This is a genomic window from Serratia oryzae, from assembly GCF_001976145.1.
GTDB classification, from domain to species: domain Bacteria; phylum Pseudomonadota; class Gammaproteobacteria; order Enterobacterales; family Enterobacteriaceae; genus Chania; species Chania oryzae.
This window is the reverse complement of the sequence record NZ_MOXD01000002.1, coordinates 45,418-70,892: the sequence shown is the minus strand read 5'-3', so window position 1 is coordinate 70,892 and position 25,475 is coordinate 45,418. Positions and strand designations below refer to the sequence as shown.

Below are 25,475 nucleotides of genomic sequence, written 5' to 3'. Positions count from 1 at the left end.
GCTCGGCTCCGCGGGATCCGCATCAGAGCGGCCAGTAATGGCCAATCAGATAAATAATCCCGGCAGAGAGCACCCCGGCGACAATATCGTCGATCATGATCCCCGTACCACCGTGCACATTGCGATCGAACCAGCGGATCGGCCAAGGCTTCCAGATATCCAGAATGCGGAACACCACAAACCCGGCAACCACCCATTGCCAACTGTTGACCGGCAGCGCCATAAGGGTAATCCACATCCCGACAAACTCATCCCAGACGATACTGCCGTGATCGTGCACCCGCATGTCTTTCGCGGTGCGGTGGCATAAGTAAACGCCAATGCAGATACTGAACATCACCAACAGTGAATAGAGCTGCCACGGCAGTTGGATCAGCAACAGCCAGAACGGGATCGCCGCCAGTGAGCCAACGGTCCCCGGCATGAACGGCGAAAGCCCACTGCCAAAGCCGGTCGCCAGCAGGTGCCACGGGTTGCTCATATGCAACCGACTTTTTGCTTCATCCTTCATAGACTGGGCTCTGTATTGAAATGGTCAAAACCTTGCCATGGCAACGAAATCTCTTGGTTGTCACGGTAGAACTTCATGCCTTCAGACAGCGGGCTAATCTGCCCGATACAAGTATAGTCCGCCCCCAGATGGCTTAATGCCACTTCCAACGCCCCACGATTGATTTCCGGCACGGTGAAACAGAGTTCATAGTCTTCACCACCGCTCAGCGCCCAACGCAGCGCCTGTTCAGCATCAGTGCTACCGGTCAGCGCCTGCGACATAGGGAGTTCGTTCAATTCGATGCGCGCACCGCACTCGCTGGCTTTCAACACATGCTGCAAATCGGCAATCAGGCCGTCGGAGATGTCGATCGCCGAACTGGCCAGATCGCGTAACGCCTGGCCCTGCAGCACCCGTGGCTGCGGGCGCAGATGGCGGGCTAACAGATATTCACGCGCCGCAGGATCGCTCACCGTCAAACGATCCTGCAGAATCGCCAGGCCGGCAGCGCTGTCGCCCAGCATACCGGTCACATAAATCCAGTCGCCGATGCGCGCACCGGCACGCGTCAGCGCGCGCCCGGCCGGGATCAGGCCGTTAATGGTCAAGGTCATGCTCAGTGGGCCACGGGTGGTGTCGCCGCCGATCAGTTGCATACCATAGTAATTCAGTTGCTCAAACAGGCTGTCGCTAAACGCCTTGAGCCAGGCTTCGTCGACGTCGGGCAACGTCAGCGCCAGCGATAACCATGCTGGATCGGCGCCCATGGCGGCCAGATCGCTCAGGTTAACTGCCAGGGCTTTGTAGCCGAGATCGGCGGGATCGATATCCGCCAAGAAGTGAACACCCGAAACCAGGGTGTCGGTACTGATCGCTAAAAGCTGTTTCTCTGCCACTGTCAGGAGTGCGCAGTCATCTCCAATGCCCAACTGTACGTCCCGGCGCAGACTCTTAAACCGGTCAAAATAGCGGGCAATGAGGTCAAATTCGCCGCATGCCATGGTCAATCTTCCAAAGAAATTAAGGCCGGAAAACCGGCCTTAAATTTATTTTCTCTTGCGGATGTTGGGTGCCGCTTTATCCAGCACCCCATTCACAAACTTATGGCTGTCTTCAGCGCCGAAGGTTTTCGCCAGTTCGATCGCTTCATTGATGGCCACTTTGTAAGGGACATCTTCACGCATTTTCAGCTCGTACAGCGCAATACGCAGGACGGCTTTTTCCACCTGGCCCAATTCCTCGAGCTGGCGTGACAGGTATGGGGCCATCAGGTCATCCAACATACCTGCATTCACTGCCACACCGGACAGCAACGCACGAAAATAGGCGATGTCAACATCTTTGACATCCTGCTCCGTCAGGAACTGGTGTTCAACATCGGCAATGTCATTTCTGGACAACTGCCAAGAGTAAAGCGCTTGAACAGCGCACTCACGAGCGCGGCGACGAGCAGCAGGTTTCACGGAATTCCCCTTAGACTAAATTCAGGCTTTAATAGCTTTGATTACGTTGATCATTTCAAGTGCGGTCAGGGCAGCTTCTGCACCTTTGTTGCCCGCTTTGGTACCGGCACGCTCGATCGCTTGTTCGATACTTTCGGTGGTCAGAACGCCAAAGGCAACCGGGATCTCGGTATTCAGCGAGACATTACCCAGGCCAGAACTGGCTTCGCCCGCCACATACTCAAAGTGCGCGGTGCCCCCACGGATCACGGTGCCCAGTGCAATCACCGCATCGTATTTGCCGGTATTTGCCAGCACGCGTGCCGTCAAAGGTAGCTCATAAGCACCTGGAACCCAGACCACGGTGATGTTGTCATCAGCAACCTGGCCGATACGCTTCAGCGCGTCAATGGCGCCTTGCAGCAGGCTGTCGTTAATGAAATTGTTAAAACGTGCAATTGCGATCGCCACACGGGCATTAGGAGTAGCAACAACACCTTCGATAACTTTCATGGGCTTTCCTTAAAAATGGGTTCAGTACCCCGCAGGGGGGCGGATTCTATCATATTCTTTATACCCGTCATACTTGAAGCTGCATCTGTGTTGGCTACGCTCACTTACCCGAATCGCTTACCCGAGTAAGCTCATCGGGATAAGCTCCCTTGCCGCCTGGATGCAACTTCAATTATTTAGGGTACCTCTGCCTGCGCGGCGGTTTTGTAAAACGTTAGTCACACCGCAGGCAAGAGCTACAGAGCAGACTTGGCTTTCAAGCGCAGGCGCAGATCAGGGCCAACCTGGCGCACTTCCTTAAAGACCCACTCCGGTGCGTCGGCCAACTGCTCTAACCCCGGCAACTGGCACAGACCGCGGCCGTTATCGCCCAGCAATTTTGGCGCAACGTACACGATAAGTTCATCGACCAGGCCAGCCTGCAGCAGGGCACCCGCCAATTTTGCACCAGCTTCAACCCAGATAGCGTTCACCTGGCGCTTAGCCAGTTGCATCATCATCACCACCAGATCGATGCCGCCACCGTGCGCAGGAAACGACAGCTGTTCCACGCCCGCAGGCCATTGCTGGCCGTCCGGTTGTAGACGGGCCAGCCAGGTTGCTCCCGGCTGTTGCACCAACCGATGCTGCGGTGTGACCCGATTCTGGCTGTCGAGGATAATCCTTACCGGCTGGCGCAGGTTTTCACGCGGGTAAATCTGCTGAGTTGCACTATCCAGTTCATCCCAACGCACCGTTAATGCCGGATCATCGGCCAGCACGGTGGCGCTGGTGCTGAGGATCGCCGAACTTGCCGCCCGCAAACGCTGCACGTCCTGCCTGGCCTGCGGAGAGGTGATCCACTGGCTTTCTCCAGACTCCATCGCCGTGCGGCCATCCAGTGATGCCCCTAACTTCAGTTGCACATAGGGGAACCCGGTACGCATGCGCTTCAAAAAGCCCAGATTGACCGCTTCGGCCTCGGCCAGCATCACACCATGATGAACTTCGATACCGGCCTGCTGCAATTTATACAGCCCGCGCCCGGCCACCTGCGGATTGGGATCCTGCATTGCAGCCACCACACGGCTGACACCCGCAGCAATCAGGGCATCGGCACAGGGCGGCGTGCGGCCATGATGGCTGCAGGGTTCCAGCGTCACATAAGCCGTAGCGCCGCGCGCCTGTTCCCCCGCCATCCGCAAGGCATGAACTTCAGCATGAGGTTCACCAGCACGCAAATGGTACCCTTCACCCACAATGTGACCATCACGCACGATCACACAGCCCACGTTGGGATTGGGGGTGGTGGTGAAACGCCCTAACCGTGCCAGTTCAAAGGCACGCGCCATGTAAAGCTCATCGTTATGCATGAGAGTCCTGTTAATCCTGCAACTTGGCGATCTCTTCGCCGAATTCACGGATATCTTCAAAACTGCGATACACCGAAGCGAAACGGATATAAGCCACTTTATCCAGCTTCTTCAGCGCATCCATCACCAGATTGCCCACCATTTTAGTGGGGACTTCACGTTCACCGGTAGCGCGCAACTGAGATTTGATATGGCTGATGGCACTTTCCACATCGTCAGCGCTGACCGGGCGCTTTTCCAGCGCTTTCAGCATGCCACGGCGCAATTTATCTTCGTTGAAAGGTTCACGGACCTCGTCGCTTTTAACCACCCGCGGCATAACCAGCTCGGCCACTTCGAAGGTCGTAAAACGTTCGTTACAAACCAGACATTGGCGACGACGGCGCACCTGCGATCCATCCCCCACCAAGCGAGAATCAATAACTTTGGTATCAACGGCAGCGCAGAAAGGGCAATGCATAACTCGTCCTGATAAACGTTTTTATAGTTAAGAATAGTTTACCCCGAAGTTCGCCCACAACAAAGGCCGTCGGGGATTTGTTGCGAGCCACTACCATGAACGAACACAAAACAGGCCAAGTTGCCGGGATAGGTATGACTTTACCTGGCGATGCCGTTAAGCTGGCAACCCAAGCGATTGAATAAGGTTCCCTTATCATGACTATCCGTTATCGTAACCTCGGCCTGTTCACTGCCGTGATTTTGCTGGCCGGCTGCGCACAGCACCGTGAAGTGCCAAAGCTTAAAAACCAGGTCGTTGAGTTGAAACAGATGCTGGGTACGCTGACCGAGCAGGCCATCGCGCTGGAGCGCCAGAACCGATTGAACCAGAATTCCAGCAACGGTGTGTACCTGTTACCGCAGGCCAACAGTGCTGCCAGATTGCAAAGCAGCGTGGGTGAACTAAGCGTCTCACTCAGCCAGGTGAAAAGTGAAGCCAACGGTACTCAGGCGATCCTTGCGATTGGCACGCTCTCCGGCCAAGCTCTGCCGGGCTTTACCGCCACTCTGGAGTGGGGCCAGTTGGATGCAACAACCGGCATGCCGCTAACGGCAGATGCGCTGTCGCAGCAAATCAAGAGTTATGATTCGTTGTTGCCCAAAAATGAACAAAGCTTTGAACTGCGCCTGAGTGGCGTCACGCCGGAACAGCTAGGCTATATTCGCCTGCACAGTCTCACTCCTGTGACAAGCAACGCAGTGCCCCAGCCAGATAAAAAGAAAAGAGCGCCAAGCGGCGCCCTTTCTAGGTAACTGAACCTACGGCAGATTAGCGTTACGGCAGGATTGAAGGTTGATCTGCGCCTTCTTTCTCCACTTTCTGCTGCAGCATGTGTTCACGTTTCATACCCAGTTTCAACGCCAGCGCGGACGCTACGTAGATAGAGGATACGGTACCGATAGACACACCGATCAGCATGGTCAGTGAGAAGCCCTGCAGCATCGCGCCGCCGAAGATGTACAGCATCAGCACCACCATCAGCGTGGTGGCGGAGGTCATGATGGTACGGCTCAGCGTCTGGGTCAGCGACACGTTCATGATTTCGTAAGGCGTTCCGCGACGGATCTTGCGGAAGTTCTCACGAATACGGTCAGACACCACGATGCTGTCGTTCAGCGAGTAGCCGATAACCGACATCAAGGACGCGACAATCGTCAGGTCAATCTCAATATGGAATAGCGACAGCACCCCCATAGTGATGACCACGTCGTGCGCCAGAGCGATAACCGCCCCCAACGCCAAACGCCATTCGAAGCGGAAGCCAACGTAAATAAGAATACAAATCAGCGCCACCAGCAGCGCCATGCCGCCGGTTTGTGCCAATTCGCTACCTACGCTCGGGCCAACGAACTCGATCCGCTTAACGGTCGCATTCTTATCAACGACATCGTTGATCACGCCGATCACTTTATTACCCAGTTCCTGGCCTGCGGTACCGGTCGCGGGTGGCATACGTACCATCACGTCACGGCTGCTGCCAAAGTTCTGAATAATTGGATCTTTGAACCCGGCTTTTTCCAGCGTATCGCGCATCAGATCCAGATCCGCCGGTTTTTCCAGGTTGATTTCAATCACCGTACCACCGGTGAAATCCAAGCCCCAGTTAAAACCACGGACGGACATAATGGCGATCGACGCGATCAACAGCAGCAATGAAATGCCGAAGGCCACGTAATCCCAGCGCATAAAGTCATAGACTTTACGGCCGTAGTTGAGTTGTTCAACGGTATAATCCTGTGCCACAACGCACTCCTCAGATAGACAGCTTGTTAATGCGCTTGCCGCCGTAAAGCAGGTTGACGATGGCACGGGTACCGACAATCGCGGTGAACATGGACGTCGCCACACCGATTGCGGTGGTAATTGCAAAGCCCTTGATCGAACCCGTCCCCACTGCGTACAGAATGACCGCGGTAATCAGGGTAGTGAGGTTGGCATCAACGATACTGGAAAACGCGCCTTTATAGCCTTCATGGATCGCCTGCTGAATGGATCGCCCATTCTTCAGTTCCTCCTTGATACGTTCATTGATCAGTACGTTGGCGTCGACCGCCACCGCCAGCGTCAGCACGATACCGGCAATCCCCGGCATCGTCAGCGTTGCGCCCGGCAACAGTGACATTACGCCAACAATCAGCACCAGGTTTGCCATCAGCGCGCTTGAGGCAATCAGGCCAAACTTACGGTACCAGACCACCATGAACACGATGGATGCCACCAGGCCCCACAGACAGGCCTCAAGACCTTGGGTGATGTTCTGCTGCCCCAGCGTTGGGCCGATGGTCCGTTCTTCCACGATCTGGATAGGCGCAATCAACGCACCGGCACGCAGCAGCAGTGAAAGCTGGCGAGCTTCGCTCGGATTGTCGATACCGGTGATACGGAAGCTGTTGCCCAAACGCGACTGAATGTTCGCCACGTTGATCACTTCTTCCTGCTTCACCAGAATCGAACGGCCATTAGCGTCTTTCTTGCCGCTGTCTTTATACTCCACAAACAGGGTGGCCATCGGTTTGCCGATGCTATCCTTGGTGAAGTTGGACATCGCGGTGCCACCGGCACTGTCCAGCGAGATGTTAACCTGCGGCTGGTTGTATTCGTCGGTGCTGGAGGTGGAGTCAGTGATATGGTCACCGGTCAGGATCACGCGCTTATAGAGCACGATCGGCTTACCATCGCGGGTAAATTTCACCTCGGAGTCACCCGGTACGCGGCCGCTTGCTGCTGCGGTCGCATCCGCGTTGGTGTTCACCAGGCGGAATTCCAGCGTAGCGGTTGCCCCCAGGATCTCTTTGGCGCGAGCCGTATCCTGAATACCCGGCAGTTCTACCACGATGCGATCGGCCCCTTGGCGCTGCACCAAAGGTTCGGCAACGCCGAGCTGGTTGACACGGTTACGCAGGATGGTGATGTTCTGCTGCACCGCATATTCACGCGCTTCACTCAGACGCGCATCGGTCATCGTCGCTTTCAGCGTGTTGGGGCCATTGGCAGAAAACACCAGATCGCGCTGGCGTGGCGTCATGAAGCTGATCGCCTGATCGCGCGCGGCATCGTCGCGGAAGCGAACTTCCACACCGTTGTTTTCCAGCTTGCGGATCGAAGCGTAAGGGATGCCCTTTTCACGCAGTTCACTGCGCATGGTATCCATGGTTTGCTCTTGCAGCTTGCCAAGCGCGGTATCCATATCGACTTCCATCAGGAAGTGCACACCACCACGCAAGTCCAAGCCCAGCTTCATCGGCTCGGCATTCAATAAAGTCAGCCAGCGCGGCGTAGCCGGAGCAAGGTTCAGTGCCACGACATATTTGTCACCCAGTTCCGCCATCAAGGCTTCACGGGCACGCAACTGAACGTCGGGATCTTTAAAGCGAGCCAGGATGGCACCGTTTTCCAGCGCAATCGACTTGCTCGCAATATTATCTTTTTCTAATACGTTACGGACTTGGTCCAGCGTAGCTTCACTGGCGGCGACACCGCGCGCGCCAGTGATTTGTACGGCCGGATCCTCACCGTAAATGTTGGGAAGTGCATAAAGCAGACCGACGAGGATCACCACGATCAACATCAGATACTTCCACAAAGGATAACGGTTTAGCACGGCAGTTCCCTTAGGGAAAACGAAATTACAGGGCCTTCATAGTACCTTTCGGCAGAACGGCCGCCACGAAGTCACGCTTGATCATCACTTCTGTGGTGTCATTGAGCGCAATGGCAATGATACCGGTGTCAGCCACTTTGGTGACTCGGCCAATCAGGCCGCCGGTGGTCAGCACTTCATCACCTTTGCTGATGGAATCCATCAGTTTCTTGTGATCCTTGGCACGTTTCTGCTGTGGACGTAAGATCATGAAGTAGAAGATCAGACCAAATACCACCAGCATAACGATCAGAGAGTACGGGCTTCCCTGAGCCGGAGCCCCTGCGGATGCGACGGCGTCAGAAATGAAAAAGCTCATTGAAAATCCCTCATTAAGTTATCAATTATTAATTCAAGCGTTTAAAGGTGGAACCGGCTTACCGATCCGCCCATAAAAATCCGCAACAAACAGCTCTAATTTACTCTCTTCAATAGCCTGGCGTAAACCCGCCATTAAGCGCTGGTAGTATCGCAGGTTATGAATTGTGTTCAATCGGGCACCTAATATTTCGTTGCAACGATCGAGATGATGCAAGTAGGCACGGCTGTAATGGCGACAGGTGTAGCAATCACAGTCTTTATCCAGCGCAGATGTATCATCCTTGTGCTTGGCGTTGCGGATTTTTATCACACCGTCAGTCACGAACAGATGGCCGTTACGGGCATTACGCGTTGGCATCACGCAATCGAACATATCGATACCGCGACGCACGCCTTCCACCAGATCTTCCGGCTTGCCAACCCCCATCAGATAGCGTGGCTTATCTTCCGGAATTTGCGGGCAAACATGTTCGAGAATGCGATGCATATCCTCTTTTGGCTCACCGACCGCCAAACCGCCCACAGCGTAACCATCAAAGCCGATATCCACCAGCCCTTTTACTGAAACATCACGTAAATCTTCGTAAACCCCACCCTGAATAATACCGAACAAGGCATTTTTATTATTCAGCTCATCAAAACGCTGGCGGCTGCGCTGCGCCCAGCGCAACGACATTTCCATCGAACGCTTGGCATAGTCCCAATCGGCCGGGTAAGGCGTGCATTCATCAAAAATCATGACGATGTCAGACCCCAGGTCATACTGGATTTCCATCGATTTTTCCGGGCTGAGGAAGACTTTATCGCCGTTAATCGGATTGCGGAAATACACCCCTTCCTCTTTGATCTTGCGCATCGCCCCCAGGCTGAACACCTGGAAACCACCGGAGTCGGTCAGGATCGGACCGTGCCACTGCATAAAATCATGCAGATCGCCGTGCAGTTTCATGATCTCCTGCCCCGGGCGCAGCCACAGGTGGAACGTGTTGCCCAGCAGGATCTGCGCACCGGTATCTCGCACTTCTTCCGGCGTCATCCCTTTAACCGTGCCATACGTTCCCACCGGCATAAACGCCGGGGTTTCCACTACGCCACGCTCAAAGACCAGGCGGCCACGGCGAGCCCGGCCATCCGTTGTTTGTAATTCGTACTTCACAAAACCTCCAGCACCGGAAAAACAGTCCGATGACATTAAAACAGGGCCACGCGGTGCGCGTAACCCAGGGATTCCTCGTCACTCGCCGACGGATTCACTCTCCGCCTGCGGATTACGGCTGATGAACATCGCATCACCGTAGCTGAAAAAGCGATACCGCTCGGCGACTGCCTGCTGATAGGCATTCATGGTGTGCTGATAACCGGCAAATGCCGAAACCAGCATGATCAGCGTCGATTCCGGCAGGTGGAAATTGGTCACCAGCGCATCAATCACCTGATAATGGTAGCCTGGATAGATAAAGATCCGCGTATCGCCAAAAAATGGGGCAATCAATGCATCTTCGCTGGCCTTGGCGGCGCTTTCCAACGAACGTACCGAGGTGGTACCAACGGCGATCACCCGTTTGCCACTCGCTTTACAGGCCAATACCGCATCCACCACCTCCTGCGGCACTTCGGCGTATTCCGCGTGCATCACGTGCTCTTCAATGGTTTCCACCCGCACCGGCTGGAAAGTACCCGCCCCAACGTGCAGTGTCACAAACGCCATTTCAACGCCCTTGGCGCGCAGCGCGGCCAACAGCGGCTCATCGAAGTGCAACCCGGCGGTGGGTGCCGCCACCGCGCCCGGTTTTTCGCTGTAGACGGTCTGATACAGTTCGCGATCGGCATCCTCATCAGGGCGATCGATATACGGTGGCAGTGGCATATGGCCTACCGCATTAAGGATAGTGAAAACGTCACGCTCGTCGTTGAAACGCAGTTCAAACAGTGTGTCATGGCGGGCAAGCATGGTGGCGGCAATGCTCTCATCGTCGCCTAGCAGCAGTTCAGTACCGGGTTTCGGCGCTTTGGATGCCCGCACGTGCGCCAGCACGCGGTGATCGTCCAGCACCCGCTCCACCAGCACTTCAACCTTGCCGCCGCTGACCTTGCGGCCAAACAGGCGTGCCGGGATCACCCGGGTATTGTTGAACACCAGCAGATCGCCCGCTTCTAGTTTATCCAGCAGATCGGTGAATACGCCGTGCGTCAAGGCTCCGGTCGGCCCGTCCAGCTGCAGCAAACGGCAAGCGCTACGCTCGGGCTGCGGATAGTGGGCAATCAAAGACTCAGGGAGTTCAAAAGAAAAATCAGCGACGCGCATGGGTATTCACTTCTTCAATAGGTAGCTAATGTAGGAAAAAACAGGCGCTACAGTCTAAAGCCGTGAGCGACCGGCAGCAAGAAATAAGGAGGTATTGTGTAAGTTCACCTATATACCCGTCATACTTCAAGTTGCTTAGGTGTTGGCTACGCTTTGTCCCCCAGTCACAGAGTTATCTATATGACTGGGGCCCGCCTACAATCAACTCGAATTATTTAGGGTATAGTTGTTAGATGAATTTTCTCGCTCATCTCCATTTGGCCCAGCTTGCTGAAAGCTCGTTACTGGGCAACCTACTGGCCGACTTCGTACGTGGCAACCCTGCCGGGGACTACGACCCTGAGGTGGTTGCTGGCATCATGATGCACCGCCGCGTTGACGTGCTGACCGATACTTTGCTTGAAGTCCGGGCTTGCCGTGACTATTTCAGCGCCGAATTCCGCCGCGTTGCGCCGATTACGCTCGACGTGGTGTGGGATCACTTCCTGGCACGCCACTGGCAACAGCTTGAGCCCACCCGCAGCCTGCAACACTTCACGCAGGAAGCACGCGGCCAGATTGTGCCGCATCTGCCGCTGACGCCAGCGCGTTTCCAGAACTTGAATCATTATCTCTGGCAGGAACGCTGGCTGGAGCGCTACGCCGAGCTGCCGTTTATCGCGAATGTGTTACAGGGCATGGCCAACCGCCGCCCACGCCTGGGTGCCTTGGCAGGTTCTTTTGCCGACGTGGAACGTCATTATCATCAGCTTGAAGCACATTTCTGGCAGTTTTACCCTCAGATCATGCAACAAGCGAAAGCCAAAACGCTGTAACAGAGCAGCTCAAATGCTATAAGGTACGCAGGATGACAAGAAATTGCCTTTTAACGCTTGCCCTTTTGTGCAAAAAGGTTATTTTTAAAGCTTGCTAATTTTAATCTCTCGGTTTGATAGGTAAAAACTATCTCATTGATTGGTCATTTATCCTTTCTTCACCGAGTCACGGCCCCTATACTGGCCCTTGCTTTTACATCAACCCCCTAACAACTATTACAGGAGTAATTATGGTCCTGGTAACTCGTCAAGCCCCTGACTTCACCGCTGCTGCCGTACTGGGCAATGGCGAAATCGTTGAAAACTTCAACCTGAAGAAGCACCTGAACGGCAAACCGGCTGTCGTATTCTTCTGGCCGATGGACTTCACCTTCGTATGTCCTTCTGAGCTGATCGCTTTCGATCACCGTTATGAAGAATTCCAGAAGCGCGGCGTTGAAGTTGTAGGCGTTTCCATCGATTCCGAATTCGTCCATAACGCATGGCGTAAAACCCCTGTCGACAAAGGCGGCATCGGTGAAGTGAAATACGCCATGGTTGCTGACGTTAAGCGTGAAATTCAAAAAGCTTACGGTATCGAACATCCAGATGCTGGCGTAGCGCTGCGTGGCTCTTTCCTGATCGACAAAAACGGCATCGTTCGCTCTCAGATCGTTAACGACCTGCCCATCGGCCGTAACATCGACGAAATGATCCGTACCGTTGACGCACTGCAATTCCACGAAGAGCACGGCGAAGTGTGCCCAGCTCAGTGGGAAAAAGGCAAAGCAGGTATGGGCGCATCGCCAGAAGGCGTAGCTAAGTACCTGTCTGAGAACGCTTCCAAGCTGTAATATCCGCTTGTTTGCCTGTGAACCGGTCAGCCTTGCTGGCCGGTTTTTTTATGCCCGTTCGCAGGGCATTCGCCCCTATTTTGTGCTTTACCTCTCTGTTTTAACTCATATCTTATCGCCAACCTTCCCGCTGCCACTACTATCATTACTTGGCCTGCTCTTTGCGTCTGCACTTCACATTTAGAGAGGGGCTAACCACCTCATTACAATAAAAACTGACAGGAGTCGTTATGTTGTTACAAAAATGGAGCCAGCCACTGACCTTGGCAGCATTGCTGATCAGTAGCAGCCTGTACGCCGCCTCCAATCCGGCGGTAGAAGCCAGGAATGGTATGGTCGTCACATCGCAACATCTGGCCTCACAGATCGGCGTGGATATTCTCAAAATGGGCGGTAATGCGGTGGATGCCGCAGTCGCCGTGGGTTACGCACAGGCGGTGGTTAACCCTTGCTGTGGCAACATCGGCGGCGGCGGCTTTATGACCGTGCACTTGGCCGACGGCACCGACACCTTTATCAACTTCCGTGAAACCGCCCCGGCGGCGGCCAGCGCCAATATGTATCTGGATGCCGATGGCAAGGTAAGAAAAGGTGCCAGCCTGTACGGCTATCTGGCTGCAGGCGTACCGGGCACGGTGCTGGGGATGGAAACTGCGCGCGAGAAATACGGGAAATTAAGCCGTGAGCAAGTACTCGCACCGGCCATCAAGCTGGCGCGCGAAGGCTTTATCCTGACGCGGGCCGACACCGATATCCTCGATACCACCGTCACCCGCTTCAGGCAGGATGCGGAAGCGGCGAAAATCTTCCTGCGTAAAGATGGTTCAGCGCTGCAGCCGGGCGATGTATTAGTGCAAACCGATCTGGCCAATACGCTGGAAGCGATCGCCAAGCAGGGCCCTTCCGCCTTCTATCTGGGCAGGATCCCGCAGGCGGTAGAAGAGGCGGCCAGAAAAGGCGGTGGGATCCTGACGGCGGCGGATTTTGCCAACTACAAGGTCAGCGAAACCAAACCCATCACCTGCAGCTACCGCGGCTATAAATTCGTTTCGGCACCGCCACCCAGCTCCGGTGGCGTAACGCTGTGTGAAACCCTCAATATTGTTGAAGGTTACGATCTGAAGAGCATGGGCTTTAACTCGGCGGCGGCGATCCACACCCTGACCGAAGCCATGCGCCATGCCTATATGGACCGCAACACCTACCTTGGCGATCCGGCGTTTATCAATAATCCGGTCGATCGGCTGGTGAGCAAAAGCTATGCCGAGCAGATCCGCAAGCAGATCTTGGCCAATAAAGCGACGCCTTCCGAAAACGTGCAGCCCGCTATGCAACCGCACGAAAAGCCGGAAACCACCCATTATTCCATTGTCGACAGCCAGGGGAATGCGGTTTCCACCACCTATACCGTCAATGGCCGTTTCGGCTCAGTGGTGATCGCCCCGGGCACCGGTTTCTTCCTCAACGATGAAATGGATGATTTCACCGTCAAAGTCGGGGAGAAAAACCTCTACGGCCTGGTGCAGGGTACGGCAAACGCCATCGCCCCCGGTAAGCGCCCACTATCATCGATGAGCCCGACGCTGGTGACCAAAGACGACAAAATCTTTATGGTGCTCGGTTCACCGGGCGGTTCACGCATCATCAGCATCACGCTGCAAACTGCGCTGAACATCATCGATCACGGTATGGCACCGCAGGAAGCGGTAGATGCTCCACGTATTCACCATCAATGGTTGCCGGATGAGGTGTATTACGAACAGCGCGGCGTGTCCGCCGATACGCTGAAACTCCTGCAAACGATGGGTTACAAGATGGTTGAGCAGAACCCTTGGGGCGCCGCTGAACTGATTCTGGTGGGCCTACCGGGTGCCGCTGGCGTTAGCCCAGCCAACTCCGGCAATGATTCCGCCGTTTCCGGCAAAGTGCGCGAAGGTTATCTGTACGGAGCCAACGATGTGCGTCGCCCGGCGGGCTCAGCCGTGGGGTATTGATTCTTCAGTCGATTTCAAGTTAGCGCCAGGCGGCAAGTTCGCCTGGCATCCTGTAGGCCGCTTCCCCTACAATGGAATTCTGTGAATACATAAAGCAAGGATTGACGGTGTCGAAAGCCAAGTCTAATGCGACCATTGTAGATATTGCCCGCCGAGCAAATGTGACCAATATCACTGTTTCCCGTGCGTTTAATAAGCCTGAGTTGCTGAAGCCAGAGACGCTGGAGAAAATTCATGCCATCGCCAAAGAGCTTAATTATGTTCCTAACGCTTTTGCCCAGGGATTAAAGAAAAGCAGCAGTCAGATTATTGGTATTGTCACCAGCAGTTTATATAACCCGTTTTACTCCAACCTAATTCAAACCGTATCGCGTATTGCGCGTTTGCAGGGGTATCAGATCATGCTGTTTGATACCGACGGCAGTGAAGCCGCCGAAATGCAGGCGATCCAGGCACTGTTTGGTTATAAGGCGCGTGGCATTCTGTTATCTGCCGTGCGTGATGATAAACACTATCAACCCGCCTATCTGAACCAGGCCGAACGCTACCATACCCCACTGATCCTGATCGATCGTGACATCTATAACCAGAATCTGAGCGGCGTCTTTCTCAATAACCGGGAAATCGGCCATCTTGCCGGGAAATATCTCGCCGAAAAGGCAAAAAATAGAGTTCTTATTCTCGGTGGCCCCGCTGATTCAGAAATTACTTTGGCACGCACTCAGGGTATTGTTGATGCGCTGGAGAAAAGAGACATTGAAATCACCCTCATCAACGGTGACTACGATTTTATTTCACAGGCAGCGCAGGTTAAAGAGTATCTTGCAGCGCAGAAACACCCGCCACACTATATTGTCGGCCTGAATGGCATAATTACGCTTGGCGCGATCTCCCTCTGCCATCAGCTTAATATTTACGATCGGGTAAAATTCTTTTCCGTTGATGAGCCGCCTAAAGCCTGGGATTACGGCCTACATATCGCCGGGGTTTATCATGATACGCAGATGTTAGGGGAAATAGCGGCAGAGCTGCTGTTCAATGCCATCAAAAACAACTCGAGCGATCACCCGTTAAGGCGCGAGTTTTTCACCGGGAAACTGCTCGTGCAATAAACCTCAGGTTGCCGGGGCTGGCGGCAACCTGGAGCCCGATCACGCCTGCCCGTAGTAGGCATTTTTACCGTGTTTGCGCAGAAAATGCTTATCCAGCAACCCCGGTTGCATGGGTGAGATCGCCGGTGCCAGCTGCCGCGTTGCCATCGCCATCGCCGCCACTTCCTCCATCACCACCGCATTGTGCACCGCATCCGCCGCCGTTTTCCCCCAGGCGAACGGGCCGTGAGAATAGACCAATACCCCCGGTACCTGCTGCGGATCGCGATCGGTTAGCTGAAAAGTCTCAACGATCACATTGCCGGTTTCCCGCTCGTAATCACCGGCAATTTCGGCCTCGCTCATCGGCCTGGTGCAGGGAATATCACCATAGAAATAGTCGGCATGGGTGGTGCCCAGCGCCGGGATCGGCTGCCCGGCCTGCGCCCAGATAGTGGCGTTGCGGCTATGGGTATGCACAACGCCGCCGATATGCGGGAATGCGCGATACAGCGCCAGATGGGTATCGGTATCGGAAGAGGGTTTGCGCTGCCCTTCCCGCACCACGCCGTCTAAATCCACCACCACCAGATCGGCCAGCGTCATCTCTTCGTAGGCGATCCCCGAAGGTTTGATCACCACCAATCCTTGCAGACGATCGATCGCCGACACATTCCCCCAGGTAAAGGTCACCAAACCGTAACCGGGCAGGCTGAGGTTCGCCTCAAGCACCTGCTGTTTCAGTTCACTTAACATACCATGCCTCCTATTTGCATCTGTTGCTCAATCCAGCGTTTTGCCTGAGCGATATGTTGCCTATCCTCACCATCGTTACGCGCCCACATTTCCAGCAGGAACGGCCCCTGATACTTCAGGCGCTTTAACACGGCAAAGGTATGGGCAAAATCAACGCAGCCGCTGCCAAAAGGCACATCGCGAAACTGCCCCGCCGCGCCGGGTGCCACCGCTAAGGTATCTTTCAGATGGATGGCGGTGATCTTATCGATGCCCTGTTCCAGCTCAAAAGCCACATCGTTGCCCCAGGCGCTCAGGTTGCCGATATCGGGATAAACGGTGAACCACGGGCTGGCAATCTGCCGGGAAAACTCGCGCCATTTGCTGATGCTGTTGATAAACGGAGTATCCATAATCTCCACCGAGAGCATTACCTGCGCTTTGGCCGCTAGCGCGACCGCCCACTGCATGCCCTCGATAAAGCGCTCACGCGTGTGGCGATCCGAGCTTTCGTAGTAAACGTCATAGCCCGCCAGTTGAATATTCCTGATCCCGACATCCACCGCAAAGTTCAGCGCCTTTTCCATCAGAACACGCGCCTGCTGGCGGGTCGCGGCGTCGGCGCTGCCAAAAGGGTAACGCCGATGTGCCGACAGACACAGGCTGGGCAAGGCAATGCCGCTGTTAAAGCGGGCATTAATCAGCGCCAGCCGCTGTTGGTGATTCCAATCCAAACGCTGCTGACGTTCAGGCTGCTCATCGATGGAGATCTCCATAAACTGAAAGCCCAACTCGCTGGCAATATCCAGCCGTTGTGCCCAATCAAGCTCTGCCGGTAAGGCTTTCTCATACAGCCCCAGGCACAATGTATTAGTGGTGTGCATTCTTGACCTCGTTTAATGCCTGGGCGATCGCCAGATACTCCGCAAACCGCTCGCGTAAACGCCGATGGGCGGCCGCGTCGGGAAAATAGGTATGTAATTTCGGCTGCACAACCTGCACCGCCTCGGTAAAGCTGGCGTATTCGCCCGCCCCCACGGCGGCACAAAGTGCAGCGGCGCGGCAACCGCTTTGCTTTACCTCCACCACCTCCAGCGGCACATTGCCCGCGTTGGCAAACATCTGCATCCAGATAGCCGATTGCGTTGGGCCGCCGGTCATGCGGATCCGCTCCACCCGTGGGTTCAGCGCCACCATGCGATCCTGATGGATCAGATGCGAGAACACGATGCCCTGATAAATCGCATGCACCACATCCGCCATATCATGGTGGCCCCCCAGGCCGATCAGCCCTCCGGGCAGATTGCTGCCGAGATTGGAACCATACAGGTAGGGTAAAAACACGATATCGCTGGGCCGAACGCTGCGTTCTGCCACCCAATGGTTGAACTGCCCATAGCGCTGCGGGTCATTGCCGCAAAACTGGCGCAGGAACCAGGCCAGATTGCCTGCGGAGGTTGGGCTGCCTTCATGGACAAAATAGCGATCCGCCATGCAGTAACGCCCCCAGGCGAAAGGGTGCGCAGAGGGGATCACGCTTTCGGTCACGCAGGTCGCGATCGACCAGGTGCCCGCCACCGTGCTCAGAATGCGGTCATCCACCACTCCCGAACACAATGCCGCGCCAACCACGTCAAACAGGCCGCCGTATACCGCCGTTCCGGCAGAGAGTCCGCACTGTGCCGCAGCGCTGGCGGTGACCTGCCCGGCCAGCTCCGCCGATCCCAACAGCGGCGCGGTTTTATCCGCTACCTCCTCAATACCAAAGGCGGCCATCAGTCGCGGATCGTAATCCGCCAACTGCTGGTTAAACAGGTTGCTGCCAGAGATATTGGTCACTTCCGCCGCCGCTTCACCGGTTAGGCGAAAGCGCAGGTAGTCGTGTGCCATCAGCACGGCATCGATGGCGTCATACTCTGCGGGTTCGTGCTGTTTCAGCCAGCGCAATAGCACCGCCGGATGGCTGCTCCAGATGGGTTGCAGGCTGCGGGGATAAGTGCACTCTTCCACCCCTTGCTGCTGTAAATCGGCGACCATGGCACTGGCACGGGTATCCGATGAAACAATGCCGTTGCGCACCGGTTTCCCCTGCGCATCAATCGCATACAGCCCTTTACCGTGCGACGAAAAACTCACACCGCGCACTTGCTCACCGCTTACTGCGGCCAGATCCAGCACCTGGCGGATGGTCGAACAAAAATCCCGCCATAGCGCTTCCATCTCACGTTCACTGAACCCCGGCTGCAGGGACAAGGCTTCACCATCGCATTGCGCGACGGCAATTTCCTCACCGTCAGGGCGATACAGCCCCGCCTTGATCAGGGTGCCGCCAATATCTACGCCCAGAAAATATCCCATTGATGTTCCCTCTGCGTTATTTACGGCGGCTAGAACTGAGGTAAATGGCAGCGAGGATAATGCCGCCCTTAACCACGTTCTGAATGTAAGGCGACACGCTCATCAGATTGAGCCCGTTATTCAGCACACCGAGCATCATGGCCCCCACCAGAGTGCCAATAATGGCGCCCCGGCCACCGGAGATAGCCGCGCCCCCCAGCACCACAGCGGCGATCGCGTCCAGTTCAAAACCTTCACCGGCGTTTGGCTGCCCGCTCATCAGGCGCGAAGTCAATACCAACCCCGCCAGCGCCGCCGTTAGCCCGCTGACCACATACACCAGCACCTTATAGCGCGAAACGCGAATACCGCTCAGACGCGCGGCTTCTTCGTTGCCGCCAATGGCGTAAACATAGCGGCCAAACGGCAGATGGTTGAGCATGAGCCATGCCAGCACATAGACCCCAGCCATAATCAGGATCGGCACCTGAATACCCAGCACCGTGCCGCGCCCAAAGAAAGAGAACACATCCGGCAGGCCGGAAATCGGGTAACCACCGGTGTACAGCAGCGCCAAACCGCGGGCGATGCCCATTGAAGCCAGCGTCACGATGATCGGCGGCATACGCAGATAAGCAATGCAGGCCCCGTTAGCCAGGCCGAACAGAGCGCCGATCAGCAACGCGGCGACCATCGCCAGCGGAATCGGGATCCCGCCGAGCATCAATCCGGCGGCAATCGAGCCAGACAGCGCCATCACCGGCCCGACCGAAAGATCGATCCCCCCGGTCAGGATGGCGCAGGTCATCCCCACCGCAATAATGGCGTTAATCGACACCTGCCGTGCCACGTTGGTCAGGTTGTTAACCGTCAGAAAGCTGTCATTGAACAGGCTCATCAATAAAAACAGGATGGCGAAACCGATAAACGGCAGCACCGCAGGGTGATGCAGCAGTTTCTCCCAACGCTTGCTGGTGCTATGCGCCGGGGCATAACCCGAAGTAGAGGATTGTTCGATTCCGATCATAGTGCACTCCCGGTAGCATGAAGCATGATGTTGTGAGACTCGATTTCATCACCGGTCAATTCGGCAACAATGTGGCCAGCGCGGAATACCAGGACGCGATCGCAAACCCCGATAATTTCCGGTAATTCTGATGAAATCATGATGATAGAGATGCCTTTCTGCGTGAGCTGTTGCATCATCTGATAAATTTCAGACTTCGCACCGACATCGATCCCACGCGTCGGCTCATCAAAGATGAGGATGTTGCAGTCATTGTTCAGCCAGCGGGCAATGACCACTTTTTGTTGATTCCCGCCGCTCAGGGTATTGACCGCGGTATCCGGATCCGGCGTTTTCACCCCCACCTCACGGATCAGGCGCCGCACAATCTCGTTATCCTTACCGGCGTTGACAAAAAATCGGCCAAAACGCTCGTGGCGATTAAGCGTGATGTTCTGCGCCACCGAGAACGGCAGCACCAGCCCTTCGGTTTTACGGCTCTCCGGCAGCAGCCCGATCCCTTGTTTCAGCGCCTCCGCCGGGCTGCGTAGCGCGGCACTCTGCCCGTTGAGACGCACCTGTTTACGATAGCAAGCACTTGCACCAATCAACGCGGAGACCGTTTCCGTGCGCCCCGAGCCCACCAGCCCGGCGAACCCCAGGATTTCCCCTTTGAACAGATGGAAATGGTCTTCCTGCTGGTGTTTACTGCGCTGAATACTGGCTTCCAGCAGGCGCGTCGAAGTGTCGACCGGGTGCGATTTCAACGGAAAGGTGTGCTCAATGGTGCGCCCGACCATCAGCTTCACCAGTTCATCCACGTTGGTTTCGGCCACCGGCAGCGTCTGCACATAGGTGCCGTCGCGCAGCACGGTGATCCGATCGCACAGGGTGAAGATCTCGTCCAGATGATGCGAAATAAACACCATGCCGACGCCGAGCAATTTCAGATCGTTCATCACGCTGAACAGGTGATCGGCTTCGCCAGGAGTTAAGGTGGCGGTCGGCTCATCCAACACCAGAACGCGTGCATCCAGCGACAGCGCCTTGGCAATCTCGACGAACTGCTGCTGTGCAACGCTGAGTTGCTCCACCGGGCAATCGAGATCGATATTCACCGCCAAGCGTTTGAATATCGCTTCGACTTTTTTACGCATCGCTTTTCGATCTAATAATCCCCAACGGTTTTTGACTTCCCGATTGAGAAAAATATTGTCTATCGCGTTCATATAAGGAATTAATGAGAATTCCTGAAATATAATTCCCACACCGGCATCAATTGCCTGACGATAATTATCAAAGTGCCGGCTTTGCCCTTCCAGCAGTATTTCACCGGAGTCCGGCTGATGAATACCGCACATAATCTTAACCAGCGTCGATTTACCGGCACCGTTTTCCCCCAGCAGCGCATGAATTTCACCCTGCCGGATCGTCAGATTGATACCATCCAACGCCTTGACACCCGGAAAGGATTTCTTAATCTGCTTTAATTCTAATAATGCCGTCACGATGATATTCTCCGAGAATAGCACTCAACCAAAGGGCAGAGCGCTACCGAACGCTTACCAGCTAAAACCTTGCGCATTACTGCTGTCGATCAGTTTGACTTTCACCGGAATGGTTTTAGGCACATTCGCTCCCCAGTAACGGGCCAGCGCGATACCCAGTGCAATACGTATCTGATCGCGTGGGAACTGTGCAGAGGTGGCGATAAACGGCGAGTCTGGCTTGAGGATCTCCTGAATAGCCTCTGCCTGGCCATCAACGCTGACCAGCTTGGCCTTGGAACCGTTGCTCTTGATGGCCGCCAGCGCGCCAAGCGCCCCGACGTCATTCACGCTGAAGATACCGGCCAGATCGGGCGTCGATTGCAGCATGTTTTCCGTTACCGTCAGCGCCGTATCACGCTCTTGCTTACCATTTTGCTTGGTGACGATCTTCATCTCTGGGTGCTTTTTAATGGCATCTTCAAAACCGCGCACGCGTTCAAGAATCGGCACCACCGGGATACCGTCCAGGATCGCCACTTTGCCCTTGCCACCGAGTGATTTCGCCAGGTATTCACCCGCCTGGAAACCGGCGTCGTAGTTTTCTGAACCGACAAAGGAGTCCAGCGGCCCTTCGGCCTGGGCATCTACCGCCACCACCACGGCTCCGGCCTTATGGGCAGAAATCACCGCCGATTGCACCCCAACCGAATCCGTCGGGTTAATCAGCAAGATATCCACCTTCTTTTGCAGCATATCTTCGACGTCATTAATCTGCTTGGAGACATCATGACGGGCATCGGCAACATACACTTTGGCACCAATATCATTCGCCGCCTGTTCTAATGCCTGCTTCATTGAGACAAAATAATCGTTATTCATCTCCTGGAATGAAACACCAATAGTAATCTGCTTGGCTAATACCGATTGACTGGCGATCAGCATGCCACCAGCAAAAATAACCGGCAGCGTTTTCTTGATAAATGAAAACATATTTTATTCTCCTGTAGGGCGAATCATTATTATCAGAGCAACAATATGAATTAACCTATTTAACAGTAATAGCATCCCATGCTTGGTAAAAAGCATTTAAATCGTCGTTTAAAATCTAGAATTAAGGCACCAAAACAACCTTTATCGAATCCGTTGAATCCGCCAGCGCGAAAGCCTGATCCCAATCGTTTAAAGAAAAACTGTGGGTCACTACGCCTCTGGAGGTCACCAGGCCGCGCTCAAACAGATCGATAGCAATTTCATAACTGTAAGGTGCCAAGTGCGCGCCGCGAATATCCAACTCTTTGCGATCGCCAATAATCGACCAGTCGACGGTGGTTTCTTTGCCAAATACGCTGAATTCAACAAAGCGCCCCAGCTTGCGGATCATCTGCAAACCCTGAGTTACCCCGACTGGAGCCCCCGTCGCTTCGATATAAACATCACAGCCATAGCCACCAGTTAATGCCTTGACGATTTTATCGGCATCTTCTTTCAGTGGGTTGATCACCACATCGGCACCAAACTCTTTGGCAAGCTCCAGGCGCTCATCGATGGCATCGATCACGATCAGTTTTTTCGGCGTTTTCAGCCGGGCAACCTGCACCATACACAGCCCCAACGGCCCGGCACCGGCCAACACCACCACATCATCCAGCTGAATATCGCCACGCGCAACGGTGTGGATGGCGCAGGCCATGGGTTCGATCAGCACCGCATCTTCGTGGCTGAGGCTTTCTGGGATCTTATGAACGATCGCGTTTTCAGAAAAACGCATGTATTCCGCCATGCCGCCTTCGGCAACCTCTTTCTGGAAGCCGTAAATATTGTGCGTTTCACACATCCAATAGCTGCCAGATTTGCAGTAGCGGCATTCCCAGCACGGCACGATCTGCTCGGCGATCACCCGCTCGCCAATCTTGTATTTCTTCTCTGCGCCCTCGCCCATGGCAACAATGCGGCCATAGAATTCGTGGCCCGGCACCACCGGCGGTTTTACCCACGGCGTTTCTCCCCAGAACATCTGAGCGCCATTTTTACATTTGCAGTCCCCGGCGCAGATCCCACAGCCTTCAACTTTGATCACCAACTCTTTTGCCTTTGGCAGCGGCGTTGGCACCTGCTCAAAACGGTAGTCCTGTGGACCATGGCAAACCACCGCGCGCATCTTCTCAGGTAACTGGCTCATTTTGCTCTCCATTATCAACTTTATCAGACTTAAAAACCAAAATGTTGACGTTGTCATTTTTAGATAAAACAACACGTGCCAAGTTATTAATCGATATATTTCATAAGATTAATCATTAAATACTCACCAAAACTAGAAATGACAACGTAAACATTGAGCATCATATAAGCAAAGCCAAGAAAACAAATGTTTGAACAAAATCACAGTTCGTTAACATATAGCCTAAAGGCGCTACAAATTCCGATCGTGATCACATTCCCATCACCAAAGCATGACGTTATAAGGAGAGAAATAAGCGGCGGGCTTGCCTGGATAAACGGGGCGTTACAGCCAACGGCAACGCCCGCTCAATTGGAGAGATAGGTCTATTTAATCGTTACGCATTCAACGGCTAAGCCGCCAGATCGAGGCAGATTCCGCGCCCAACCGCAGTTGCAACCCCTGCTCTGCCACCTTGAGTTCACCCTCCCCCTCTAACCGCAGCCATGTGCCCTGCGCCAGTAACGGGCTGTATGGCAATACCGCTTCGCCGCTACCGCTGCGCTGCAACGCCACCAGCACCTGCTCTTGCTGGTAAGTACGCACAAACACCAGCGTTTCCCCTGCGGCATACAATACCTGGCAGCCGCCGCGCCGTAGCGCTTTGCTCTGTTTACGCAGCGCAATCAGGCGGCGGAACAGGTTCAGCAGCAGGTGATCCCACTGGCTTTCATCCCACGGGAAGGTTTTGCGGCAGAACGGATCGTTGCCGCCGTCCAGGCCGATTTCGTCGCCATAATACAGGCAAGGCACCCCGATCCAGCTCATCAGCCACACCGCCGCCATCTGCATACGCCGGGTGTTATTTTCCAGCATCGTCAGAAAACGTGCGGTATCGTGGCTGTCCAGTTGGTTAAACTGAATCAGTTGGCGATTGTGCGGCAACCCGGCACGATAACCGTCCATCCACTCCGCGCAGGTGGCCGCATCAATCTGTACCGGATGGTAGGCCACGTCCTGCCCGGCCAGAAACGCCCGCACCGGTAACGCAAAGCCCACATAGTTCATGGCAGCGTCTTCAACCCCGGCGTGCAGCCAGCGGCGGGCATCACCAAAATGCTCGCCCAGCACGTAAGCCTCTGGGTTCTCCTGCTTGACCACCTGATAAATACCGGCCAAATGTTGCAAATTCCCCTCAGCTCCGCCGTTTTCCCCCAGCATATGCACCACGTCCAACCGCCAGCCGTCAATGCTGTAAGGCGGCCGCATCCAATAACGCACTACGCTGTTATCGGCACGATAAATGGCATCAACCACCCGTGGCTCGGCGAAATTGAGTTTGGGCAGATTAGTATGGCCCTTCCAGGTCAATGCCTCGCCATCCGGATAAAAATTAAACCAGCCGCGATAAGGGGAGTCTGGGTGGTGACACGCCCCCTGCTCACCCTGCTGATAGCGATCAAACCACGGGTGTGAATCGCCGGTATGGTTGAAAACCCCATCCAGCACCATTTTCATCCCCACCTTGTGAGTACTTACTCGCAAACGCTGCAGTGCCTCGTTGCCGCCAAAGTACGGATCGACCTGGTAATAATCGTCAGTGTCATATTTATGCACACTCGGCGAGGTGAAAACCGGGTTGAGATACAACGCCGTCACGCCAAGCTGCTGCAGGTACGGCAGTTTCTCGCTGATGCCATCCAGATCGCCACCGTAGAAGGTCGACGCCGCATGTTTCTCTTCCAGCGGATGTTGCCAGTCGCGGCGTATCACCTCGCATCCTGCTGCATGATGGCGATAGCTGCCACTTTTAATGCCATGCGCTGCGCCGCTGCTGGCAAAACGATCGGGGAATATCTGGTAAAACACCTGGTCGGCCACCCACATCGGGCTATGATTCGGCTCATCGACCGCGAATTGCGCCAGTTGCCCCGGCGGGATCAGCGCCCCCCCTTGTGGGCCAAACCACTGCTGGCGATCGGCCCACAACAGTTTGAAACAGTAGCGCCGGGTGGCCTCTCCCTCGTTCAATGTCAGGCTGGCGTGATAGCGCCACATGCCTTCCGAGGCCTGCGCCTTCATTTTCAGCAACCATTCCTCATTATCCGGTTCGGTGCGCAAGAAGACCTGTTCGGGCAGATCCTCCCCCTGCAGCCACAGCGTGATCTCCAGACGTTGCCCTTTCTTCACCACGAAGGGGGGAACGGGTTGATGCCAGGCGTTAAGCATTAAGGTTCTCCTGATGTACAAAACGAAATCGACGACATTGTTTAATGTCCGGAACAATGCCACGTTGAGTGACATTTCCCCTCCTCTCTGAGCGACAAACTCGGGGGAGGAGCCGAGGGGTGGAGATGCAGTTCCCAGGGTAAATCAACGCTAACGCCTGGTTGATAATGAGAGTGTTTTTTGAACAACGTTGAAAGGGGTAGCTCTATAACAATATCG

The 25,475-nt window shown here is 54.8% G+C and carries 24 protein-coding genes; 5 read left to right on the top strand and 19 right to left on the bottom strand.

The window, feature by feature from the left end; genetic code table 11:
• Positions 1 to 22: 22 nt before the first annotated feature.
• The 6 genes from pgpA to nrdR all read right to left on the bottom strand — a co-directional run bounded on the left by pgpA (position 23) and on the right by nrdR (position 4,260).
• On the bottom strand, positions 23 to 511 hold the full coding sequence (pgpA, locus tag BMI79_RS03535; RefSeq protein WP_076940507.1) for a phosphatidylglycerophosphatase A: 489 nt from the start codon (positions 509 to 511) through the stop codon (positions 23 to 25).
• Positions 508 to 1,494 (bottom strand): thiamine-phosphate kinase, encoded by a 987-nt coding sequence (thiL, locus tag BMI79_RS03530; RefSeq protein ID WP_076940502.1) that lies wholly within the window; start codon positions 1,492 to 1,494, stop codon positions 508 to 510. Before thiL ends, pgpA begins: the two co-directional genes overlap by 4 nt.
• Positions 1,495 to 1,539: 45 nt before the next feature.
• Entirely contained in the window at positions 1,540 to 1,956 is a 417-nt protein-coding gene (gene nusB, locus BMI79_RS03525; RefSeq protein ID WP_076940500.1) for a transcription antitermination factor NusB, read from the bottom strand.
• 21 nt (positions 1,957 to 1,977) lie between these two features.
• Positions 1,978 to 2,448, bottom strand: coding sequence for a 6,7-dimethyl-8-ribityllumazine synthase (gene ribH, locus BMI79_RS03520; RefSeq protein WP_037394682.1), 471 nt, complete (start codon positions 2,446 to 2,448; stop codon positions 1,978 to 1,980).
• Positions 2,449 to 2,684: 236 nt separating this feature from the next.
• Positions 2,685 to 3,800: a bifunctional diaminohydroxyphosphoribosylaminopyrimidine deaminase/5-amino-6-(5-phosphoribosylamino)uracil reductase RibD gene (gene ribD / locus BMI79_RS03510; RefSeq protein WP_076940496.1), complete on the bottom strand. Its 1,116-nt coding sequence runs from the start codon at positions 3,798 to 3,800 to the stop codon at positions 2,685 to 2,687.
• A gap of 10 nt (positions 3,801 to 3,810) precedes the next feature.
• Positions 3,811 to 4,260, bottom strand: coding sequence for a transcriptional regulator NrdR (gene nrdR, locus BMI79_RS03505; RefSeq protein ID WP_076940494.1), 450 nt, complete (start codon positions 4,258 to 4,260; stop codon positions 3,811 to 3,813).
• Between the two features lie 197 nt (positions 4,261 to 4,457).
• Between nrdR and BMI79_RS03500 the strand changes: the two genes are divergently transcribed.
• On the top strand, positions 4,458 to 5,054 hold the full coding sequence (locus BMI79_RS03500) for a SadB/YajI family lipoprotein (protein ID WP_076940492.1): 597 nt from the start codon (positions 4,458 to 4,460) through the stop codon (positions 5,052 to 5,054).
• A gap of 22 nt (positions 5,055 to 5,076) precedes the next feature.
• On the opposite strand, the gene secF is transcribed toward BMI79_RS03500, so the two are convergent.
• The 5 genes from secF to queA form a co-directional block, all read right to left on the bottom strand.
• On the bottom strand, positions 5,077 to 6,045 hold the full coding sequence (gene secF, locus BMI79_RS03495) for a protein translocase subunit SecF (RefSeq protein ID WP_076940490.1): 969 nt from the start codon (positions 6,043 to 6,045) through the stop codon (positions 5,077 to 5,079).
• A gap of 10 nt (positions 6,046 to 6,055) precedes the next feature.
• Positions 6,056 to 7,903 carry a protein translocase subunit SecD gene (gene secD, locus BMI79_RS03490; protein WP_076940488.1) on the bottom strand — a complete coding sequence of 616 codons (1,848 nt, stop codon included), beginning with the start codon at positions 7,901 to 7,903 and terminating at the stop codon, positions 6,056 to 6,058.
• 25 nt (positions 7,904 to 7,928) lie between these two features.
• Complete coding sequence (yajC, locus tag BMI79_RS03485) at positions 7,929 to 8,261, bottom strand: preprotein translocase subunit YajC (RefSeq protein ID WP_076940486.1); 333 nt, start codon at positions 8,259 to 8,261, stop codon at positions 7,929 to 7,931.
• 33 nt (positions 8,262 to 8,294) lie between these two features.
• On the bottom strand, positions 8,295 to 9,419 hold the full coding sequence (gene tgt, locus BMI79_RS03480) for a tRNA guanosine(34) transglycosylase Tgt (RefSeq protein WP_076940484.1): 1,125 nt from the start codon (positions 9,417 to 9,419) through the stop codon (positions 8,295 to 8,297).
• A 78-nt stretch (positions 9,420 to 9,497) separates the two neighbouring features.
• Positions 9,498 to 10,568 (bottom strand): tRNA preQ1(34) S-adenosylmethionine ribosyltransferase-isomerase QueA, encoded by a 1,071-nt coding sequence (gene queA, locus BMI79_RS03475; protein ID WP_076940482.1) that lies wholly within the window; start codon positions 10,566 to 10,568, stop codon positions 9,498 to 9,500.
• A gap of 233 nt (positions 10,569 to 10,801) precedes the next feature.
• On the opposite strand from queA, the gene BMI79_RS03470 reads away from it, so the two are divergent.
• The 4 genes from BMI79_RS03470 to BMI79_RS03455 all read left to right on the top strand — a co-directional run bounded on the left by BMI79_RS03470 (position 10,802) and on the right by BMI79_RS03455 (position 15,322).
• On the top strand, positions 10,802 to 11,383 hold the full coding sequence (locus BMI79_RS03470; protein ID WP_076940480.1) for an ACP phosphodiesterase: 582 nt from the start codon (positions 10,802 to 10,804) through the stop codon (positions 11,381 to 11,383).
• 230 nt (positions 11,384 to 11,613) lie between these two features.
• Entirely contained in the window at positions 11,614 to 12,216 is a 603-nt protein-coding gene (locus BMI79_RS03465) for a peroxiredoxin C (protein ID WP_076940478.1), read from the top strand.
• Between the two features lie 230 nt (positions 12,217 to 12,446).
• A complete protein-coding gene (gene ggt, locus BMI79_RS03460) occupies positions 12,447 to 14,210 on the top strand; it encodes a gamma-glutamyltransferase (RefSeq protein ID WP_076940476.1) in 1,764 nt (587 codons plus the stop codon).
• Between the two features lie 107 nt (positions 14,211 to 14,317).
• On the top strand, positions 14,318 to 15,322 hold the full coding sequence (locus tag BMI79_RS03455; RefSeq protein ID WP_076940474.1) for a LacI family DNA-binding transcriptional regulator: 1,005 nt from the start codon (positions 14,318 to 14,320) through the stop codon (positions 15,320 to 15,322).
• A gap of 39 nt (positions 15,323 to 15,361) precedes the next feature.
• On the opposite strand, the gene araD is transcribed toward BMI79_RS03455, so the two are convergent.
• The 8 genes from araD to malZ all read right to left on the bottom strand — a co-directional run bounded on the left by araD (position 15,362) and on the right by malZ (position 25,256).
• Positions 15,362 to 16,057, bottom strand: a complete 696-nt coding sequence (gene araD, locus BMI79_RS03450; protein WP_076940472.1) for an L-ribulose-5-phosphate 4-epimerase — start codon at positions 16,055 to 16,057, stop codon at positions 15,362 to 15,364.
• Positions 16,051 to 16,920 carry an L-ribulose-5-phosphate 3-epimerase gene (locus BMI79_RS03445; protein WP_076940470.1) on the bottom strand — a complete coding sequence of 290 codons (870 nt, stop codon included), beginning with the start codon at positions 16,918 to 16,920 and terminating at the stop codon, positions 16,051 to 16,053. The genes araD and BMI79_RS03445 overlap by 7 nt, the downstream gene beginning before the upstream one ends.
• Positions 16,907 to 18,394, bottom strand: coding sequence for an FGGY-family carbohydrate kinase (locus tag BMI79_RS03440; RefSeq protein ID WP_076940468.1), 1,488 nt, complete (start codon positions 18,392 to 18,394; stop codon positions 16,907 to 16,909). Before BMI79_RS03440 ends, BMI79_RS03445 begins: the two co-directional genes overlap by 14 nt.
• Before the next feature lie 16 nt (positions 18,395 to 18,410).
• On the bottom strand, positions 18,411 to 19,400 hold the full coding sequence (locus BMI79_RS03435) for an ABC transporter permease (protein WP_076940466.1): 990 nt from the start codon (positions 19,398 to 19,400) through the stop codon (positions 18,411 to 18,413).
• Entirely contained in the window at positions 19,397 to 20,887 is a 1,491-nt protein-coding gene (locus BMI79_RS03430; RefSeq protein WP_076940464.1) for a sugar ABC transporter ATP-binding protein, read from the bottom strand. Before BMI79_RS03430 ends, BMI79_RS03435 begins: the two co-directional genes overlap by 4 nt.
• Before the next feature lie 54 nt (positions 20,888 to 20,941).
• A complete protein-coding gene (locus BMI79_RS03425; RefSeq protein ID WP_076940463.1) occupies positions 20,942 to 21,859 on the bottom strand; it encodes a substrate-binding domain-containing protein in 918 nt (305 codons plus the stop codon).
• Between the two features lie 121 nt (positions 21,860 to 21,980).
• On the bottom strand, positions 21,981 to 23,048 hold the full coding sequence (locus BMI79_RS03420) for a zinc-binding dehydrogenase (protein ID WP_076940461.1): 1,068 nt from the start codon (positions 23,046 to 23,048) through the stop codon (positions 21,981 to 21,983).
• Positions 23,049 to 23,432: 384 nt separating this feature from the next.
• Complete coding sequence (gene malZ, locus BMI79_RS03415) at positions 23,433 to 25,256, bottom strand: maltodextrin glucosidase (protein ID WP_076940459.1); 1,824 nt, start codon at positions 25,254 to 25,256, stop codon at positions 23,433 to 23,435.
• Positions 25,257 to 25,475 lie beyond the last annotated feature (219 nt).

Excerpts from the sequence above, each read along its gene's own strand:
- pgpA (WP_076940507.1), bottom strand. The coding sequence starts at position 511 with ATGAAGGATGAAGCAAAAAGTCGGTTGCATATGAGCAACCCGTGGCAC.
- thiL (WP_076940502.1), bottom strand. The coding sequence starts at position 1,494 with ATGGCATGCGGCGAATTTGACCTCATTGCCCGCTATTTTGACCGGTTT.
- ribH (WP_037394682.1), bottom strand. The coding sequence starts at position 2,448 with ATGAAAGTTATCGAAGGTGTTGTTGCTACTCCTAATGCCCGTGTGGCG.
- ribD (WP_076940496.1), bottom strand. The coding sequence starts at position 3,800 with ATGCATAACGATGAGCTTTACATGGCGCGTGCCTTTGAACTGGCACGG.
- nrdR (WP_076940494.1), bottom strand. The coding sequence starts at position 4,260 with ATGCATTGCCCTTTCTGCGCTGCCGTTGATACCAAAGTTATTGATTCT.
- BMI79_RS03500 (WP_076940492.1), top strand. The coding sequence starts at position 4,458 with ATGACTATCCGTTATCGTAACCTCGGCCTGTTCACTGCCGTGATTTTG.
- yajC (WP_076940486.1), bottom strand. The coding sequence starts at position 8,261 with ATGAGCTTTTTCATTTCTGACGCCGTCGCATCCGCAGGGGCTCCGGCT.
- queA (WP_076940482.1), bottom strand. The coding sequence starts at position 10,568 with ATGCGCGTCGCTGATTTTTCTTTTGAACTCCCTGAGTCTTTGATTGCC.
- BMI79_RS03470 (WP_076940480.1), top strand. The coding sequence starts at position 10,802 with ATGAATTTTCTCGCTCATCTCCATTTGGCCCAGCTTGCTGAAAGCTCG.
- BMI79_RS03465 (WP_076940478.1), top strand. The coding sequence starts at position 11,614 with ATGGTCCTGGTAACTCGTCAAGCCCCTGACTTCACCGCTGCTGCCGTA.
- ggt (WP_076940476.1), top strand. The coding sequence starts at position 12,447 with ATGTTGTTACAAAAATGGAGCCAGCCACTGACCTTGGCAGCATTGCTG.
- araD (WP_076940472.1), bottom strand. The coding sequence starts at position 16,057 with ATGTTAAGTGAACTGAAACAGCAGGTGCTTGAGGCGAACCTCAGCCTG.
- BMI79_RS03445 (WP_076940470.1), bottom strand. The coding sequence starts at position 16,920 with ATGCACACCACTAATACATTGTGCCTGGGGCTGTATGAGAAAGCCTTA.
- BMI79_RS03440 (WP_076940468.1), bottom strand. The coding sequence starts at position 18,394 with ATGGGATATTTTCTGGGCGTAGATATTGGCGGCACCCTGATCAAGGCG.
- BMI79_RS03435 (WP_076940466.1), bottom strand. The coding sequence starts at position 19,400 with ATGATCGGAATCGAACAATCCTCTACTTCGGGTTATGCCCCGGCGCAT.
- BMI79_RS03425 (WP_076940463.1), bottom strand. The coding sequence starts at position 21,859 with ATGTTTTCATTTATCAAGAAAACGCTGCCGGTTATTTTTGCTGGTGGC.
- BMI79_RS03420 (WP_076940461.1), bottom strand. The coding sequence starts at position 23,048 with ATGAGCCAGTTACCTGAGAAGATGCGCGCGGTGGTTTGCCATGGTCCA.
- malZ (WP_076940459.1), bottom strand. The coding sequence starts at position 25,256 with ATGCTTAACGCCTGGCATCAACCCGTTCCCCCCTTCGTGGTGAAGAAA.